General features: G+C 72.1%; 15 protein-coding genes. 6 read left to right on the top strand and 9 right to left on the bottom strand.

Annotation, left to right across the window (positions count from 1 at the left end):
- Positions 1-25: 25 nt before the first annotated feature.
- Positions 26-706, bottom strand: a complete 681-nt coding sequence (locus ACIA8N_RS23695) for a response regulator transcription factor (RefSeq protein ID WP_017242433.1) — start codon at positions 704-706, stop codon at positions 26-28.
- Positions 703-1,932, bottom strand: coding sequence for an ATP-binding protein (locus ACIA8N_RS23690; protein ID WP_365783077.1), 1,230 nt, complete (start codon positions 1,930-1,932; stop codon positions 703-705). The genes ACIA8N_RS23695 and ACIA8N_RS23690 overlap by 4 nt, the downstream gene beginning before the upstream one ends.
- A 264-nt stretch (positions 1,933-2,196) precedes the next feature.
- Between ACIA8N_RS23690 and phoU the strand changes: the two genes are divergently transcribed.
- Positions 2,197-2,877, top strand: a complete 681-nt coding sequence (gene phoU, locus ACIA8N_RS23685; protein WP_030554266.1) for a phosphate signaling complex protein PhoU — start codon at positions 2,197-2,199, stop codon at positions 2,875-2,877.
- A gap of 172 nt (positions 2,878-3,049) precedes the next feature.
- The gene (locus ACIA8N_RS23680) at positions 3,050-3,205 is read left to right on the top strand and encodes a hypothetical protein (protein WP_365783080.1); all 156 of its coding nucleotides are present in this window, start codon (positions 3,050-3,052) and stop codon (positions 3,203-3,205) included.
- A 57-nt stretch (positions 3,206-3,262) separates the two neighbouring features.
- Here ACIA8N_RS23680 and ACIA8N_RS23675 read toward each other — a convergent pair whose 3' ends face one another.
- The 3 genes from ACIA8N_RS23675 to ACIA8N_RS23665 form a co-directional block, all read right to left on the bottom strand.
- Entirely contained in the window at positions 3,263-3,730 is a 468-nt protein-coding gene (locus ACIA8N_RS23675) for a GNAT family N-acetyltransferase (protein ID WP_365783082.1), read from the bottom strand.
- 49 nt (positions 3,731-3,779) lie between these two features.
- Positions 3,780-4,130: a hypothetical protein gene (locus tag ACIA8N_RS23670; RefSeq protein WP_365783084.1), complete on the bottom strand. Its 351-nt coding sequence runs from the start codon at positions 4,128-4,130 to the stop codon at positions 3,780-3,782.
- A gap of 665 nt (positions 4,131-4,795) precedes the next feature.
- Complete coding sequence (locus ACIA8N_RS23665; RefSeq protein ID WP_030222333.1) at positions 4,796-5,554, bottom strand: phosphoglyceromutase; 759 nt, start codon at positions 5,552-5,554, stop codon at positions 4,796-4,798.
- 125 nt (positions 5,555-5,679) lie between these two features.
- Between ACIA8N_RS23665 and ACIA8N_RS23660 the strand changes: the two genes are divergently transcribed.
- Positions 5,680-7,050, top strand: a complete 1,371-nt coding sequence (locus ACIA8N_RS23660; protein ID WP_365783087.1) for an MFS transporter — start codon at positions 5,680-5,682, stop codon at positions 7,048-7,050.
- On the opposite strand, the gene ACIA8N_RS23655 is transcribed toward ACIA8N_RS23660, so the two are convergent.
- A complete protein-coding gene (locus tag ACIA8N_RS23655) occupies positions 7,029-7,964 on the bottom strand; it encodes an MBL fold metallo-hydrolase (protein ID WP_365783089.1) in 936 nt (311 codons plus the stop codon). The genes ACIA8N_RS23660 and ACIA8N_RS23655 overlap by 22 nt on opposite strands.
- Before the next feature lie 106 nt (positions 7,965-8,070).
- Between ACIA8N_RS23655 and ACIA8N_RS23650 the strand changes: the two genes are divergently transcribed.
- Positions 8,071-9,078 carry an AraC family transcriptional regulator gene (locus tag ACIA8N_RS23650; RefSeq protein WP_365783091.1) on the top strand — a complete coding sequence of 336 codons (1,008 nt, stop codon included), beginning with the start codon at positions 8,071-8,073 and terminating at the stop codon, positions 9,076-9,078.
- Here the strand turns inward: ACIA8N_RS23650 and ACIA8N_RS23645 are convergent.
- From ACIA8N_RS23645 to mshA, 3 genes are all read right to left on the bottom strand, one after another.
- Positions 9,065-10,744 (bottom strand): glycosyl hydrolase family 28-related protein, encoded by a 1,680-nt coding sequence (locus ACIA8N_RS23645; RefSeq protein WP_365783093.1) that lies wholly within the window; start codon positions 10,742-10,744, stop codon positions 9,065-9,067. The two genes, ACIA8N_RS23650 and ACIA8N_RS23645, sit on opposite strands and share 14 nt — an antisense overlap.
- Positions 10,745-10,855: 111 nt before the next feature.
- Complete coding sequence (locus tag ACIA8N_RS23640; RefSeq protein WP_365783095.1) at positions 10,856-11,356, bottom strand: YbjN domain-containing protein; 501 nt, start codon at positions 11,354-11,356, stop codon at positions 10,856-10,858.
- On the bottom strand, positions 11,349-12,716 hold the full coding sequence (gene mshA, locus ACIA8N_RS23635) for a D-inositol-3-phosphate glycosyltransferase (RefSeq protein WP_365783097.1): 1,368 nt from the start codon (positions 12,714-12,716) through the stop codon (positions 11,349-11,351). Before mshA ends, ACIA8N_RS23640 begins: the two co-directional genes overlap by 8 nt.
- A gap of 347 nt (positions 12,717-13,063) precedes the next feature.
- Between mshA and ACIA8N_RS23630 the strand changes: the two genes are divergently transcribed.
- Both ACIA8N_RS23630 and ACIA8N_RS23625 read left to right on the top strand, forming a co-directional pair.
- Positions 13,064-13,894 (top strand): class I SAM-dependent methyltransferase, encoded by an 831-nt coding sequence (locus ACIA8N_RS23630; RefSeq protein ID WP_365783099.1) that lies wholly within the window; start codon positions 13,064-13,066, stop codon positions 13,892-13,894.
- Between the two features lie 234 nt (positions 13,895-14,128).
- Positions 14,129-15,178, top strand: coding sequence for a C40 family peptidase (locus ACIA8N_RS23625; RefSeq protein ID WP_365783101.1), 1,050 nt, complete (start codon positions 14,129-14,131; stop codon positions 15,176-15,178).
- Positions 15,179-15,275: the final 97 nt, after the last annotated feature.

Below are 15,275 nucleotides of genomic sequence, written 5' to 3'. Positions count from 1 at the left end.
CCGGCCTGCGGGGCTCCCGTCCGTTCTACGGCTCGAACTTGTAGCCCAGGCCCCGGACCGTCACCAGGTAGCGCGGGGCGCCCGGGTCGGGTTCGATCTTGGCGCGGAGGCGCTTCACGTGGACGTCGAGGGTCTTCGTGTCGCCGACGTAGTCCGCGCCCCACACCCGGTCGATCAGCTGCATGCGGGTCAGCACGCGGCCCGCGTTGCGCAGCAGCATCTCCAGGAGGTCGAACTCCTTCAGCGGCAGGTCGACCTTGCCGCCCGAGACCGTCACCACGTGACGGTCGACGTCCATACGGACCGGGCCGGCCTCCAGGGCCGCGGGAGTGACCTCCTCGGGCTCACCGCGGCGGCGCAGGACCGCGCGGATGCGTGCGACCAGCTCCCGCGAGGAGAAGGGCTTCGTCACGTAGTCGTCGGCTCCTATTTCGAGCCCGACGACCTTGTCGATCTCGCTGTCCTTGGCGGTCACCATGATCACCGGGACGTTCGAGCGCCCGCGCAGCTGGCGGCACACCTCGGTGCCGGGCAGCCCGGGAAGCATCAGGTCGAGGAGGACGAGGTCGGCTCCGTTGCGCTCGAACTCGTCGAGGCCGTCGGGCCCGGTCGCCGCCACGGCGACTTCGAAGCCTTCCTTGCGGAGCATGTACGACAGGGCGTCGCTGAAGGATTCCTCATCCTCGACGACGAGCACTCGGGTCACGGAAGGACCTCCGGGGCAGAAAGCGGTTCGGTCATGAGATCAGGGGTGGAGGAGGAGGCGGGCCGGCGGTCCCGTACGGTGCCCGCCTCGGGCAGCCGCAGGGTGAAGGTGGAGCCCTGACCCTCGGTGCTCCAGACGGTGACCTCGCCGCCGTGCGAGGCGGCCACGTGCTTGACGATCGCCAGGCCGAGCCCCGTACCGCCGGTGGCACGGGAGCGGGCCGGGTCGACGCGGTAGAAGCGCTCGAAGATCCGCTCGCGGTCCTTCTCCGAGATGCCGATGCCCTGGTCGGTCACCGCTATCTCGATCAGGTCGCCGCCCGGGGCCGCGATGTGGCGGGCGGCGATGCCCACCCGCGTACGGGCCGGTGAGTAGTTGACGGCGTTCTCCACGAGATTGCCGAGGGCGGCGGCGAGCTGGCCCCGGCTTCCCCAGACGTACAGGTCGGCCGCTCCTCCGGAGACCATGCTGATCTGCTTCGTGGAGGCGGTGTGCCGGGAGCGGTCGATCGCCTCGGCGACGAGTTCGTCCACGGACACGGGCTCGGAGTCTTCCAGCGGGTCGTCGTTCTGCACGCGGGAGAGGTCGATGAGCTCCTGTACGAGATTGGTGAGGCGGGTCGCCTCTATCTGCATGCGGCCGGCGAAGCGGGTGACCGCCTCGGGATCGTCCGAGGCGTCCATGACCGCCTCGGAGAGCAGGGAGAGCGCGCCGGTCGGAGTCTTGAGCTCATGGCTCACGTTGGCGACGAAGTCGCGCCGTACCGCTTCGATACGGCGTGCTTCGGTGAGGTCCTCGACCAGGAGCAGCACGAGCCGCGAGCCCAGCGGGGCGACCCGGGCGGAGACGGCGAGGGCCTCGCCGCGTCCGGAGCCGCGCCGGGCCAGGTCCAGCTCGACCTGTCGTATCTCCCCGTCCCGGCGGGTGTCGCGGGCCATGTTGAGCATGGGCTCGACGGCCAGCTTCCCGCCGCGGACCAGACCGAGGGCGTACGCCGCCGAGCTGGCCTTCACCACGGAGTCGCTCTCGTCGAGGACGACCGCGGAGGAGCGCAGTACGGACAGCACGGTGTCGACGCCGGGCGGGAGCACGGCGTCGGTGTGCAGGGAGGTACGGGTGGGTCTCGCCTGGTCGCGCTCGCTCCAGCGGAACGCCAGCATGGCGATCACGCCGGTGCACACTCCGGCGATCGCGGCCAATGCGGCGACTGCCGCGTTCACGTCCATGCCTCAAGGTTATGCGTGGTCGCGGACACTCTCCCAGCCGTCCGAGTGGCTCCTCGAACACTCGTCGCTCAGAGTTCACTGTGAAGACGGGGCTGGTTCATTTGCCCCGGACGGGACGGTGGCGTGCGTAGCCCAGAGTTCACCTGGGGGAAAGTGACGGTTCATGTGTGGGGATGGAACCGGACGCGTAGGGGGCCGAACGTGGGAGCGTGGGGGTCCGAAGCCCCACCCGGACCCCGGAGCTTTGCGTAGAGAGGGACATCCATGCGGGACGCGTACCACGAGGAACTTGACTCGATCGGCGAGAGCCTGGTCGAGATGGCCCGGCTCGTCGGGTCGGCCGTCGGGCGCGCCACGACGGCGATGCTCGACGCGGATCTCAAGCTCGCCGAGAGCGTGATCGCGGCGGACCAGAAGGTCGACAACCTCCAGCACGAGCTGGAGGCACGGGCGATCGCGCTGCTCGCGCGCCAGCAGCCGGTGGCGACGGATCTGCGGATAGTGGTCACGTCGCTGCGCATGAGCGCCGACCTGGAGCGCTCGGGTGACCTCGCCCAGCACGTGGCGAAGCTGGCCCGGCTGCGGTTCCCGGAGTCGGCGGTGCCGCGGGACCTGCACGCGACCATCCTGGAGATGGGGCAGCTGGCGCAGCGCCTGATGGCGAAGGCGGCGGAGGTCATCATCACGAAGGACGTCGACCTGGCGCTCCAGCTGGAGCAGGACGACGACGAGATGGACCTGCTGCACCGGACGCTCTTCCAGCACCTGATCGACGACCGGTGGAAGCACGGCATCGAGACGGCGGTCGACGTGACGCTGCTCGGCCGGTACTACGAGCGGTTCGCCGACCACGCGGTGTCGGTGGCGAAGCGGGTCGTGTACCTGGTGACGGGTGAGCACGCGGACGAGCTGCAGGCGTCGGACTCGCCGGTCGAGGGCGCGTGACCCTGGCGGGTGCCGTGGGTGCGGGGCGTCGTCCACGGGGCCGGAGGGCCCGGGTGCCCGGGGGCGCGTAGGCGCACGGGCGCGCGCGGGCGCCGATGCGCCGTTGATGCGCCCGCCCGTGTGGGCATGCAATGGGGGGAGGCGACGCACGCCTCGAAAGGGAGGGACCCTCATGGCCGAATCCCCGGTGACGACGAGCGACTCCGGGCCGGAGGCGCCGCGGGAGCCGATGCTCCTGCCCGTACTGGGCGCCTGCGGGTGCGGCTCGGGCTGCGGCTGCGGCTGCCAGTCGGGCGCACCGTGCCAGTGCGGTGGCTGCTCGGGCTGACCGAGGAGGGGGTGGGGCGCGGATTCCGCACCCCACCCCCTCGCCCGTACGTCTCTGTCACACGTCGAGTACGCCGACGGTCTGGCCGCCGCTGACCTCGCCGGTCGTGCGGAAGCCGAGCCGGCGGTAGAACTCGCCGGGCCCGTCCTCGCCGGGCTCCCAGGTCACGTACAGCAGCGGCGTGCCGCGTCGGCGCAGCTCGTCGCGTACGGCTTCGACGGCGAACCGTCCGTACCCCTCGCCCTGGGCGTCGGCGGCGATGTTGAGGCGCCAGAGACCGCTGCGGCGGTCGGTGGGGTCCTTCTCCTCGTTCCACGGGATGTCGAGGAAGGCCATCAGGAACCCGACGAGCCGGTCGCCGTCGAGTATCAGCCGCGGCCAGGCCACCTCCCCGAAGGCGTACGCCTCGGCGAGGGACCGCACCACGGGGGAGACGTTGCGCTCCTGGTGGGGGTGGACGCGCAGGGCGAGGGCGGCGTCGACGTTGGCGGGGGTGACCTTCTCCAGGCGTGGTGACGTGCTCATGGCCTGAAAGGTAGCGGTCCCCACCCGCGCGTCGCCGGTGATTGTTCGGCTAGCCGACGAACGTGACCGAGCGGAGCTTGAGTCGGTCGGTGGCCGGGCGGCCGTGGGGGCGCAGGGTCCAGGAGTCGCCCGTGCAGTCGGGCTCGGTGAAGACGATCGCGTACTCGTCCGTGTCGTTGTGCGGGGCGAAGGCGGGCTCGGAGGAGGCGGGGTCGGCGGCCTCCGGGATCGTGACGCACTCACCGCTGGCCGGGTCGTGCAGCGTGACGGTCTGCGGAGCCCCGTCCAGGCCGACGAACCGGTAGCCGAAGTCGCCGGTGGCGGCGTGGGCGGGGGCGGCCAGGGTGGCGGTGAGGGCCAGGGCGCCGCAAGCGGCGGCGATGGAGTGCCGGAGACGCACGGGGGTTCTCGCTTCACATGAGGAGTGACAGTTCCACCCGCACCTTTAGCCTCCGCCGACGGCGCCCAAGCGGGAATCCTCAGGCGGAAGGTTTCCCCCTCACCCGTACGGTGGCACGGCGCGGGAGACGGCAACCGGCCGGCTAGAGCCGGCCTGGCCACCATCTGGCGTCGGGAGAGTCGGCGTGGATGACCCTGGCTCGGGCCAGGATCTTCGAGTCGAGAGCCCATACGAGTTGTCGCAGCTCGCGGGCCGACTTCTTGGGAAGGGCGTGCAAAACCTCTTCGAGATGGTCGCGATAGAGGAAGGGATCGCAGCCGCATTCACGGATGCCGCATCGGGATTCGGTGCGCGGACCTGCCAGCCGCCTCAGCGGGCCGTGGGCCAGGACAGCCCAGCACCAGAAGGCTCCGGATGTGGCCCCGGGCCAGTAGCGGCTCTGGTCCAGCCGGCGAATGTCGGCTGTGCAGGATCCGGACAGGCGGTCGATCGCCGGATAGCGGCGACGGTGGTCGCGGTTCCGTTCGGGGATGCCGGCCCGCACGTCGGAGGGGCGCCTACGCGGCATTGGCCTTTCGGCTGTGAGTCATGAACCGCAGTCTGGCATGAAGGAGCCCCCTGCCGTCGTGGAAACCTCAGACAGGGGGCTCTTTCGTAAGTCAGGGCTACTTCTTGCCCTGGTTCTTCACGGCCTCGATGGCCGCGGCGGCCGCGTCCGGGTCGAGGTAGGTGCCGCCCGGGTTGAGGGGCTTGAAGTTCTCGTCCAGTTCGTAGGACAGAGGGATGCCGGTCGGGATGTTGAGGCCCGCGATGTCGGCGTCCGAGATGCCGTCCAGGTGCTTCACCAGGGCGCGGAGGCTGTTGCCGTGGGCGGCGACGAGGACCGTGCGGCCGGCGAGGAGGTCCGGGACGATGTTGTCGTACCAGTAGGGGAGCATCCGCTCGACGACGTCCTTGAGGCACTCGGTCTGCGGGCGCAGCTCCGGCGGGATCGTCGCGTAGCGGGCGTCGTGCGCCTGGGAGTACTCGTTGTCGTCGGCGAGCGCCGGCGGCGGGGTGTCGTACGAGCGGCGCCACAGCATGAACTGCTCCTCGCCGAACTCGGCGAGCGTCTGGGCCTTGTCCTTGCCCTGGAGCGCGCCGTAGTGCCGCTCGTTGAGGCGCCAGGAGCGGTTGACCGGGATCCAGTGGCGGTCCGCGGACTCCAGCGCGAGCTGGGCGGTGCGGATGGCGCGCTTCTGGAGGGAGGTGTGCAGCACGTCGGGCAGCAGGCCGGCGTCCTTGAGCAGCTCGCCGCCGCGCGTCGCCTCCTTCTCACCCTTGGCGGTGAGGTTCACGTCCACCCAACCGGTGAACAGATTCTTCTCGTTCCACTCGCTCTCGCCGTGGCGGAGGAGGATCAGCTTGTACGGTGCGTCGGCCATGCGGACGAGCCTAATCGACCACCGACGATTGACGCGCGTCGTCAATTCGCTGGCGTCCGACGTATGAGATGCGTAAGTTACGAGAGCCGGAAGCAGGGCTTACGTACAGCAGGGGGCCGCCACACATGTCCATCGACTCGCTCAGAAGATCAGCGCGCGAGACGGTCTCCGGCCTCCCCCCCGGCTTCTGGTGGCTCTGGCTGTCGACCCTGGTCAACCGGACCGGCGCCTTCGTCCTCACGTTCCTCTCCCTCTACCTGACGGTGGAGCTCGGGCACTCGCCCTGGTTCGCGGGACTCGTCATCGCCCTCCACGGCCTCGGCGGCATCGCCGGGTCGCCGCTCGGCGGCGCGCTCACCGACCGCTGGGGCCGCCGGCCCACCATGGTCACCATGCACCTCGCGGCCGCCGCCAGCGCCGCGGCCCTCGCCTTCGTCACCAGCGCCTGGGCCGTCGCCACGGTCGTCCTCCTGATGGGCGTCGCCATGCAGGCCGTGCGCCCGTCCATCAACGCCACGATCGCCGACATGGTCCCCGCACACGACGTGCGCCGGGCCTACGCCCTCAACTACTGGGCCCTCAACCTCGGCTTCGCCATCGCCTCCATCGGCGGCGGCGCCGCGATCTTCCTCGGCTACCGCACCCTCTTCGTCGTCGACGCCGTCGCCACCACCCTGTGCGCCGTCATCGTCTTCCTCCGGCTGCCCGAGACCCGCCCCGAGGCCCGTACCGACAAGGCGGGCGAGCCGGTCGTCGAGGCCAAGGTCAGCATGTTCACCGTGCTGCGCGACGCCCCCTTCCGGAGCCTCGTGCTGCTCAACCTCCTCGTCTGCCTCGTCTTCACCGCCCCGTGGATCGGTCTGCCGCTCACCATGGCGGACCAGGGCCTCTCCCCGTCCTCGTACGGCGTCGTCATCGCCGTCAACGGCATCGTGATCGTCGGCTTCCAGCTGCTCGTCAACAAGCTGACCGACAAGCGCTCCCCGGTCGTCCTGCTCAGCCTCTCCTCCCTCCTCTTCGCCTTCGGCACCGGCGCGACCGCCCTCGCCGGTTCGCCGGTGGCCTTCGCCGCGACGGTGATCGTCTGGACGGTCGGCGAGATGATCCACGTCCCGACGAACGCCGCCGCCACCGCGCGCCTCGCCCCCGAGCACGCCCGCGGCCGCTACCAGGGCGTGATGGGCATGTCCTGGGCCGTCGCCGGTTTCGTCGCCCCGATCGCCGCCGGTGCGATCGTCGGCGGTCCCGGTCCCGACGTCCTGTGGGCCGCGACGGCCGCCATCGGCGTCCTCGCCGCCGCCGGGTACTTCACCCGGCTGCGCAAGGTCCTCGCCGACGCGGAGGCGGACAGGGACAGGGGCATGGATACGGACATGGACCAGGACAAGGACAGGGGCCAGAGCGGCGACGGTGGTCGTGACGGTGACGTGGCGGACTCTCCCGTCGGCCGTACGGCCAAGGCCTCAGGCGCCGGTCAGGCCTCCGTCGTCGCCTGAGCCCCGGCGCCGTAGGCGGCCCACCGTACGAGCCCGAACCCCGCTCCCTCCCTGCGCACTTCGGCGGCCCCGGCCCCGCCGAAGTGCGCCGGCACGACCAGCTCCCTTTCGTCCGCGGCCCGTTCCAGGACCCGGCGGCGAGTCGCCGCCGCCCGCACCGGATCCAGGCAGAAGCAGCTGTTGCACGAGGGGTCGAGGATCTGTACGGGGCTGTGCAGCAGGTCTCCGACGAAGACCGCCCGGTCTCCCCCGGACGCGAGCCGCAGCACGGCCGAGCCGGGCGTGTGACCGGGTGCGGACTCCAGCGTGAGGTGCTCGTCGATGCGGTGGGTCCCTTCCCACAGCAGGATCCGGCCCTCGCGGTGGACGGGCGCGATGCTGTCCTCGTAGACCAGCCGGTCGTCCTCCTGGACGCCGTCGCCGTACGCGTTCTCCGGGCCGAAGTGGAAGTCGTCGGCGGCCGGAAGCAGGTACTGGGCGTTCGGGAACGTCGGCATCCACTCCCCGTCGGCGTCGCGGGTGTTCCAGCCGACGTGGTCGGCGTGCAGGTGCGTGTTGACCACGATGTCGACGTCCTCGGGGCGGATGCCCGCCCGCTCCAGGCGGCCGGGGAAGTCCCCCTGCCGCCGGTGGAAGTGCGGCGAGTGGGGCCGCTCGCGCCCGTCGCCCGCCCCCGTGTCGATCAGGACGGTCCGTCCGCCGCTGCGCAGCACCCAGCTCTGCAGCGCCATGACCGCGCTGTCGCCGTCCGGCGCCCAGTGGTCCGGCGCGAGCCAGTCCTCGTTGTCCCTCCACACCTCCGCGCCGGCGGCCGGAACGAGGCCGCGCGCGGGACCGAACGGCCCCCGCCACTCGACGATCCGGGTGATCTCGACGTCCCCGAGGACGATGCTCTGCGTGCTCTCGTTCGTCATGTGGCCGAGCCTAGGCAGGGAGGGGTGAGCTTCTCGATGCCTGTACGGCTCCTGTCGATACGCGTACGACTCATCCCTGATCGGCTGTCAGCACTACGCTTCCGGCATGGACGTGGTGAGCGACGCGATCTCGGCCGTCCGCGTCGGACGGCCCTCCTCCGACCGGGTGCGGGTCGGCGGCAGCTGGTGCGCGCGGCTCGATCCGTACGACGGCGCCGGGTTCCACATCGTCCTGAAAGGCGACTGCTGGCTGCTGCCCGACGGCGGCGACCCGGTGGCCCTGGGCGCGGGGGACGCGGTGCTGCTGCCGCACGGCACCGGGCACGTCATCGCCGACTCGCCCGCCGACGCGGCGACGGTCGGGCGGGCCGTGCCGTTCACCCGGTGGGCCGACGGGCCCCTGCCGCGCCCTGCGCTGCCCGCCCTCCGCGAGCACGAGCGCGAGGTGGAGATGCTCTGCGGCAAGTACCGGCTCGACCACAGCCGCGCGCATCCGCTCCTGGCGGAGCTCCCGTCACTCGTGCACCTCCCGCACCGGGGAGGCGGCCACCCCGAACTGCGGGCCGCCATCGGTCTGCTCAGCGGCGAGCTGGACGAGCGGCGGCCCGGCTCGTCCATCGCGCTGCCCAGCCTGCTCGACCTGCTGCTCGTCTACATGATCCGCTCCTGGATGGCCGAGGCCACGGCCGGAGCCTGGCCGGCCGTACTGGGGGACCCGGTGACCGCCGCCGCGCTGCGCGCGCTGCACTCCGACCCGGCCGCCCCGTGGACCGTCGACCGGCTCGCCGCGGAGGCGGGCGTCTCCCGGCCCACCCTGGCCCGCCGCTTCACCGCGCTCGTCGGCCGGCCCCCGATGGCGTACCTGACGTGGTGGCGGCTGACCCGCGCCGCCGCCCTGCTCAGGGACACCCCGGATCCGCTGGCCACGGTCGCCCGCCGCGTCGGCTACGCCACGCCGTACGCCCTCTCGCACGCCTTCCGCCGCGAGTTCGGCACCACGCCGGGCCAGTACCGCGCGGCGGCGGCCGGCCGCGGCGCGGGCGCCGGTGCGGGCGCCGGTGCGGGCGCGACCGCTGGTGCCGGCGTGCGTGCCGGTGTCGTCATCGCCTTCTGAGCGCCCGCTGTGCCTCGTACAGGTTCCGCGGGCGCACCGAGGCCGGGCTTCCGTACGCCTCCACGCGCGCGTGGAGGTCGCCCGTGAAGTCCGGGACGTCGGTCTGGTCGAACTCTCGGACCTCGCTGATGCCGACCGTCGCGCTGTACGGGGCGACGGTGTCGATCTTCACCAGGCCGGCCCTGCCGTTGGTCACCGTCACGTTCCAGTGGGCGAACCGGGCTCCGTAGAGCGGGCCCGCCGAGGCGTCGCCGCCGTGCCGGCCGTTGTTCTCGACGGTGATCTCGGTCCGTACGTTCGCGAAGGGCATGCCGCGGTGGGTGTCGAACGTGCCCATCTCCATCACCCCGCGCGACCAGACGTTGTGGCTGGACAGGCCCTCGACGTTGATGCCGTGGAGCTGGGTTCCGGCCGGGGCGGGGACGGTGCGGGCGGCGATGTGGAAGTCCTCGACCAGGTTGTCGTGCGCGCTCTCCCGGCAGAAGTACGGGTGGTGGGAGCCGCGTCCCTCCACCCGGGTGCGGCGCAGGGTGCAGGCGGAGGCGGCGACGAGCCCGAAGCCGTTGTCGACGTGCCGGACGACCACGTCCTCGGCCCAGCAGTCGTACGCGCACTGGAAGGTGACGCCGTTGTGGCCCTTGTCGAGGAGGTGCGGTGCCTGCGGGGTCTCCACGGCCTCCAGGGTCAGGCCGGTCACCCCTGAGCCGGTGAGCGGCTCGACCCCGGAGACGAGCCGGGGGTCCCACTCGGGGCGCGCGTCGAGCGGCAGCGGCCGTTCGAGGGCCACCGTCCGGCCGCGCACGGCGGTGATCCGTACGGGCCACTCGTAGGGGACGTAGCTGGTCAGCTTCGTCCTGTCGTCCCAGGTGTACGCCTCCGGGCCCGGGCCGCCGCCCGCCATGTGCCGCAGGAGGGTGTGGGCGGGATCGTCGGCGAGGCGGAGGATGACCAGCTGTCCGCGCAGGAGGGCCGAGGGGTCGTCGACCGTGACGGTGTGGTCTCCGCGGCGGGCCGGGCGGACGGCGGTGAGGGTGGTCCACTCGTCGCGCCGGTTGCCGGTCCAGCCCTCGAAGGGCCAGGCCCGGTCCCGTATCGCGGAGACGAGGGAGGCATGCCGGGCGTGCGGGGACAGCCAGATCAGGCCGCCGGCCCAGGACCAGGAGGACTTGTCGCCGCCGTAACGGGAGCCGTACGGGCCGATCAGCTCGGTGAGGTTCCGGGTGGCGAGCAGGGTCGTACGGCCGGAGCCCGCGCCGCGCAGGACCACTCCGCTGTGGCCGATCCGGAGGTAGTCGTCGATCCGGTACGTGCCGGGCGGGAGGAGGACGGTGCCGCCGCCCCGCTCCCCCGCCTCTGCGAGGGCGCGGTTGATCGCGGGCGCCGAGTCCGCCGAGCCGTCGGGGGTGGCCCCGTAGGCGAGGGCGTCGGCCACGACCGGCGGGCGGGGTGAGCGCCGGGCGCCGCCGTGGGCCCCGGCGCGGCCCACGTAGGGGATCTGCGGGTGGGTGTAGGGGGTGGTCTCGAACTCGCGCCAGAGTGCGGCGGAGCGGGTGGGTGGTCCGGCGGAACGGGTGGGTGGGGTGAACCCCGTCGCGCCGAGGCCTGCCGTCGCGGCTCCCGCCACTGCCACCGCGCCGCCGACGAACCGCCTTCTGCTGAGTGCCATGCCCCTGAACCTTTCACGTATATGAACGGTGTTCAGATTTATGCTGGGCGTGAGCATGGCACCGCCCGGCCCTTGCGGGAAGGGGGCGGTAGAGGGAGGTTTCCGCGCGCCTCAGCGCGTCGGCTTCTGGGTCAGGTTCTTGAACGCGTCGAGGTTCCGGGTCGACTCGCCGCGCGAGACCCGCCACTCGTACTCGCGCCGGATCGCCGACGCGAACCCCAGCTCCAGGAGCGTGTTGAAGTCGCCGTCCGCCGCTTCCAGGACCGAGCCGAGCAGCCGGTCCAGTTCCTCGGGCGTGACGGAGGCGAGCGGCAGCTTGCCCGCGAGGTAGACGTCGCCGAGGCCGTCGACCGCGTAACTCACCCCGTACAGCTTGAGGTTGCGTTCGAGCAGCCAGCGGTGGACGCCCGCCTCGTTCTCGTCAGGGTGCCGGATGACGAAGGCGTTGAGCGAGAGCGAGTGGCGTCCGACGCGCAGCGAAAGCGTCGTGAAGAGCTTCCGCGTGCCGGGAAGCTTGACCACGTAAGAGCCCGCCTCGGGGGACTCCCACTCCAGTTCCGCGTCCTTGAAGGTGTCCTCGACGATCCGCCGGACGTCCTCGGTCTCAGCCATGGTGGGAGCGTACGCGACGGCGGTTCTCGCGCAGCCGGTGGTCGTGCATGGCGGCCGTGTACACGTCGGCCGTGCCCGAGGCCGCCGTGTCCCAGCCGAAGGAACCGGCGTGCCGGGCCGCCGCCTCGCCCATCCGGGCCGACAGGGCCGGGTCCGTCACGAACCGGCCGAGCGCGCGGGCGTAGTCCGCCGGGTCGTGCCCCTGCACGAGGAAGCCGGTCACGTCGTCCCGTACGGCGACGGGCAGGCCGCCGACCGCCGCCGCGACGACCGGGGTGCCGGCCGCCTGCGCCTCGATGGCGACCAGACCGAAGGACTCGCTGTACGAGGGCATGACGAGGACGCTCGCCGCGCGGAACCAGTCGGCGAGCCTGTCCTGGCCGACCGGCGGGTGGAAGCGCACGACGTCCGCGATGCCGAGCCGGGCGGCCAGCTTCTGCAGCCCCTCCGGCTTGGCGAGACCGCTGCCGCTCGGGCCGCCGACCACCGGAACGATCATGCGCGAGCGCAGCGACGGGTCCCGGTCGAGGAGCACCGCGGCGGCCTTCAGCAGCACGTCGGGGGCCTTCAGGGGCTGTATGCGGCCCGCGAAGACCGGGATGAAGGCGTCCTGCGGCAGCCCGAGCCGGGCGCGGGCCGCGGCGCGACCGTCGGCGGGGCGGAAGTGGTCGAGGTTCACGCCGGGGTGGACGACCGCGATCTTGCCGGGATCGGCCTCGTAGAAACGGGCGAGCTCGTCGGCCTCCTCGGCCGTGTTCGCGATCAGGCGGTCGGCCGCGGACACGATCTGCGTCTCGCCGATCACCCGGGCCGCGGGTTCGGGCGTGTCGCCCTCGGCGAGCGCCGCGTTCTTGACCTTCGCCATGGTGTGCATGGCGTGGACGAGCGGGACGCCCCAGCGTTCGGCGGCGAGCCAGCCGACGTGCCCGGAGAGCCAGTAGTGGGAGTGGACGAGGTCGTAGTGGCCGGGGCGGTGACCTGCCCACGCCTGCATCACGCCGTGCGTGAAGGCGCAGAGCTGGGCCGGCAGCTCCTCCTTGGCCAGACCCTCGTACGGGCCCGCGTCGACGTGGCGCACGAGGACACCGGGGGTGAGTTCCACGACCGGGGGGAGGCCGCCGGTGGTGGCCCGGGTGAAGATCTCCACCTCGATGTCGATGGCGGCGAGACGTTTCGCCAGCTCGACGATGTAGACGTTCATGCCGCCCGCGTCGCCCGTGCCCGGCTGGTGCAGCGGGGAGGTGTGGACGCTGAGCATGGCCACCCGGCGCGGGCTGCGGTTCCGGCCGGGGAGCCGGAGCCGGGATGGTGCCGGGTGCCGGTGCCGGGTTCCGGCGAACCGGGACACGTACTGGCTCACGTCGGCGGTCCTTCCGCTCGGGGGCCTGGATGGCTGAGCTGGTGGGGCGGTCTGGGGTTGAGCTGGTGGGGCGGGGCTGGGCTGGTGGAGCGGGGCTTAGCTGGTGGAGCGGGGCTGGGCTGGTGGGGCGGGGCTGGGCTGGTGGGGCGGGCAGGATCGGTCTGTCGGGCATGGCTCTCGGAGGGCGCGGACGTCCTCCACCCGGCAGAACACCGGAATGGCCTCCTTCATTTCCGTCGGCGGGGTGCTTTGCCAATTCATTGCCGCCGCGGAGGCGGGGCGCGGGCGTGGCGCCGGGCCCGCGCCCGGGCCGCGAACGGCGGGCCACGACCCTTTACGCTCGTGCCATGGCCCCGCGCACCACCCGCCCCGTCGGCACACCGACCCGCGGGACCACCAATCCCAACCGTCTGCGCCGCATGGACCGCTGGATCGCCGCCGTCCACGGCCCCGCCCTGCGCCGCTCCCCCGAGCCGCCCGTCGCCGTGGACCTCGGTTACGGGGCCGCCCCCTGGACCGCCGTCGAACTCCTCGCCCGGCTGCGCACCGCCGACCCCCGTACCCGCCTCTACGGCATCGAGATCGAACCCGCCCGCGTCGAGGCCGCGAAGCCGTACGAACACGAGGGCCTCTCGTTCCTGCACGGCGGCTTCGAGGTGCCGGTGCCCGGCCAGGTCTCCCTGATCCGGGCGGCCAACGTGCTGCGCCAGTACGACGAGGAGCAGGTCGCGGCCGTCTGGCAGCGGCTGTGCGGGCGGCTCGCGGCCCCGGACCCCGCCGGGGCCGGGCCCGGCGGGTACGTCGGAGGGCTGCTCGTGGAGGGGACCTGCGACGAGATCGGGCGCCGGCACGTGTGGGTGGCGCTCGACCGCGGCGGGCCGCGCACGGTGACCTTCGCGACCCGGCTGGGTTCGCTCGACCGCCCCTCGGACCTGGCGGAGCGGCTGCCGAAGGCGCTGATCCACCGCAACGTGCCGGGCGAGCCGGTGCACGCGTTCCTGCGGGACTTCGACCGGGCGTGGGCGGCGGCCGCCCCGTACGCCTCGCTCGGCGCCCGGCAGCGCTGGATCCGTGCCGTCCGCGACCTGGCGGCGGACTGGCCGCTTGCGGACGGGCCCCGGCGCTGGCGCCAGGGCGAGGTGACGGTCCGGTGGGAGGCGCTGGCGCCTCGGGGTTGAGGAGGTCCGGACCCCCGTCTTTCCCCAACTCCCGCTGAATTTCCCGTACGCCGGGAACGTCACGCACGCCTCACGCGTCCCCCGTGGGGGAGACGGGTCCGACAAGCCCCGGTTTCCCCTGTCGTTTTGCGGTTTCGCATGGCACTATCGCCAAGGTCACCGCAAGTTACTGACGGTAAATCAGATTGAGACATCAGTCATCAGTCATCGGATTGGTCATTCGAGGGGGAGCTCGTGAACCGACGCCGCCACGCCACCGCAGCGATCACCATGATCTGCGCCCTGACCGTGCTGGCCTCCCCCGCGCTCACCCTCCAGGCCGCCGCCGCGCCGTACCCGCCGCTTCCTCCGAAGAAGACCCTGGAGCAGGTGCGCGAGGAGATAGACACCCTCTATCGGCAGGCCGCCGTCGCGACCGACGCGTACAACCTCGCGGAGGAGCAGACCAAGGAGCAGTCCGCCGAGCTCGTCAAGGTCGCCCGGATGATCGTGGCCGGCCGCGAGAAGATCGAGGACCTCAAGGCCAAGGCGGGCGCCGCCGCCCGTGCCCAGTACCGCAACGGCGGACTCCCCGAAGGCGCGAAGCTCGTCCTCACCGACGACCCGCAGCTCTTCCTCGACGCCGCAGGCCGGCTCAGGGACGGCGCGAAGGCGACCACCGACCTCCTCGGTGAGATGACGCGGACCCAGGCCCAGTTGGACGTGTACGCGAAGGACGCGGGCGCCAACTGGACCAAGCTCGAAGCGCACCGCATCAAGCAGGCCCAGGCGAAGAAGCAGATCAACGACAAGATCGCCGCGGCGAAGAAGCTGGAGTCGGAGCTCGCCGCGGAGGAGCGGGAGCGGCTGCGGCGCCTGGAGGAGCAGGAACGGCAGCGGGCCCAGACGACCTGGCTCGGCACCGGCGTCCTCGCCGGCCTGAGCGCGACCGCGACGCCGGAGGCCAAGAAGGCGATCGCGTTCGCGACGGCCCAGATCGGCAAGCCGTACGTGTGGGGCGCGGAGGGACCGGACTCGTTCGACTGCTCGGGGCTGACCCAGAGCGCCTGGGGCTCGGCGGGCCGGCCGATACCGCGCACCTCGCAGGAGCAGTGGCGACTGCTGCCGCGCGTGGACGTGAAGGACATGCGGCCCGGCGACCTGATCGTCTACTTCAAGGACGCGAGCCACATCGGGATGTACATCGGGAACGGCTCGATGGTGCACGCGCCGCGCCCCGGGCGGGACGTGACGATCGCGGGGGCGGGCTCGATGGAGATCCTTGGGGTCGTGCGGCCGATGTGACGCAGTGCACGGCGCCGCCGGAGCGGGAGGCCGCACCGTGGCGTGACGTTTCTCATTGCCTCCAGGGGGCTCCCGCACAGCACACCCAGGCAAGTAC

This window comes from Streptomyces sp. NPDC051822 (assembly GCF_044452745.1).
Lineage (GTDB): Bacteria > Actinomycetota > Actinomycetes > Streptomycetales > Streptomycetaceae > Streptomyces.
Note: the sequence above shows the minus strand (reverse complement) of the source record. Positions and strands in the feature narration are given on the sequence as shown.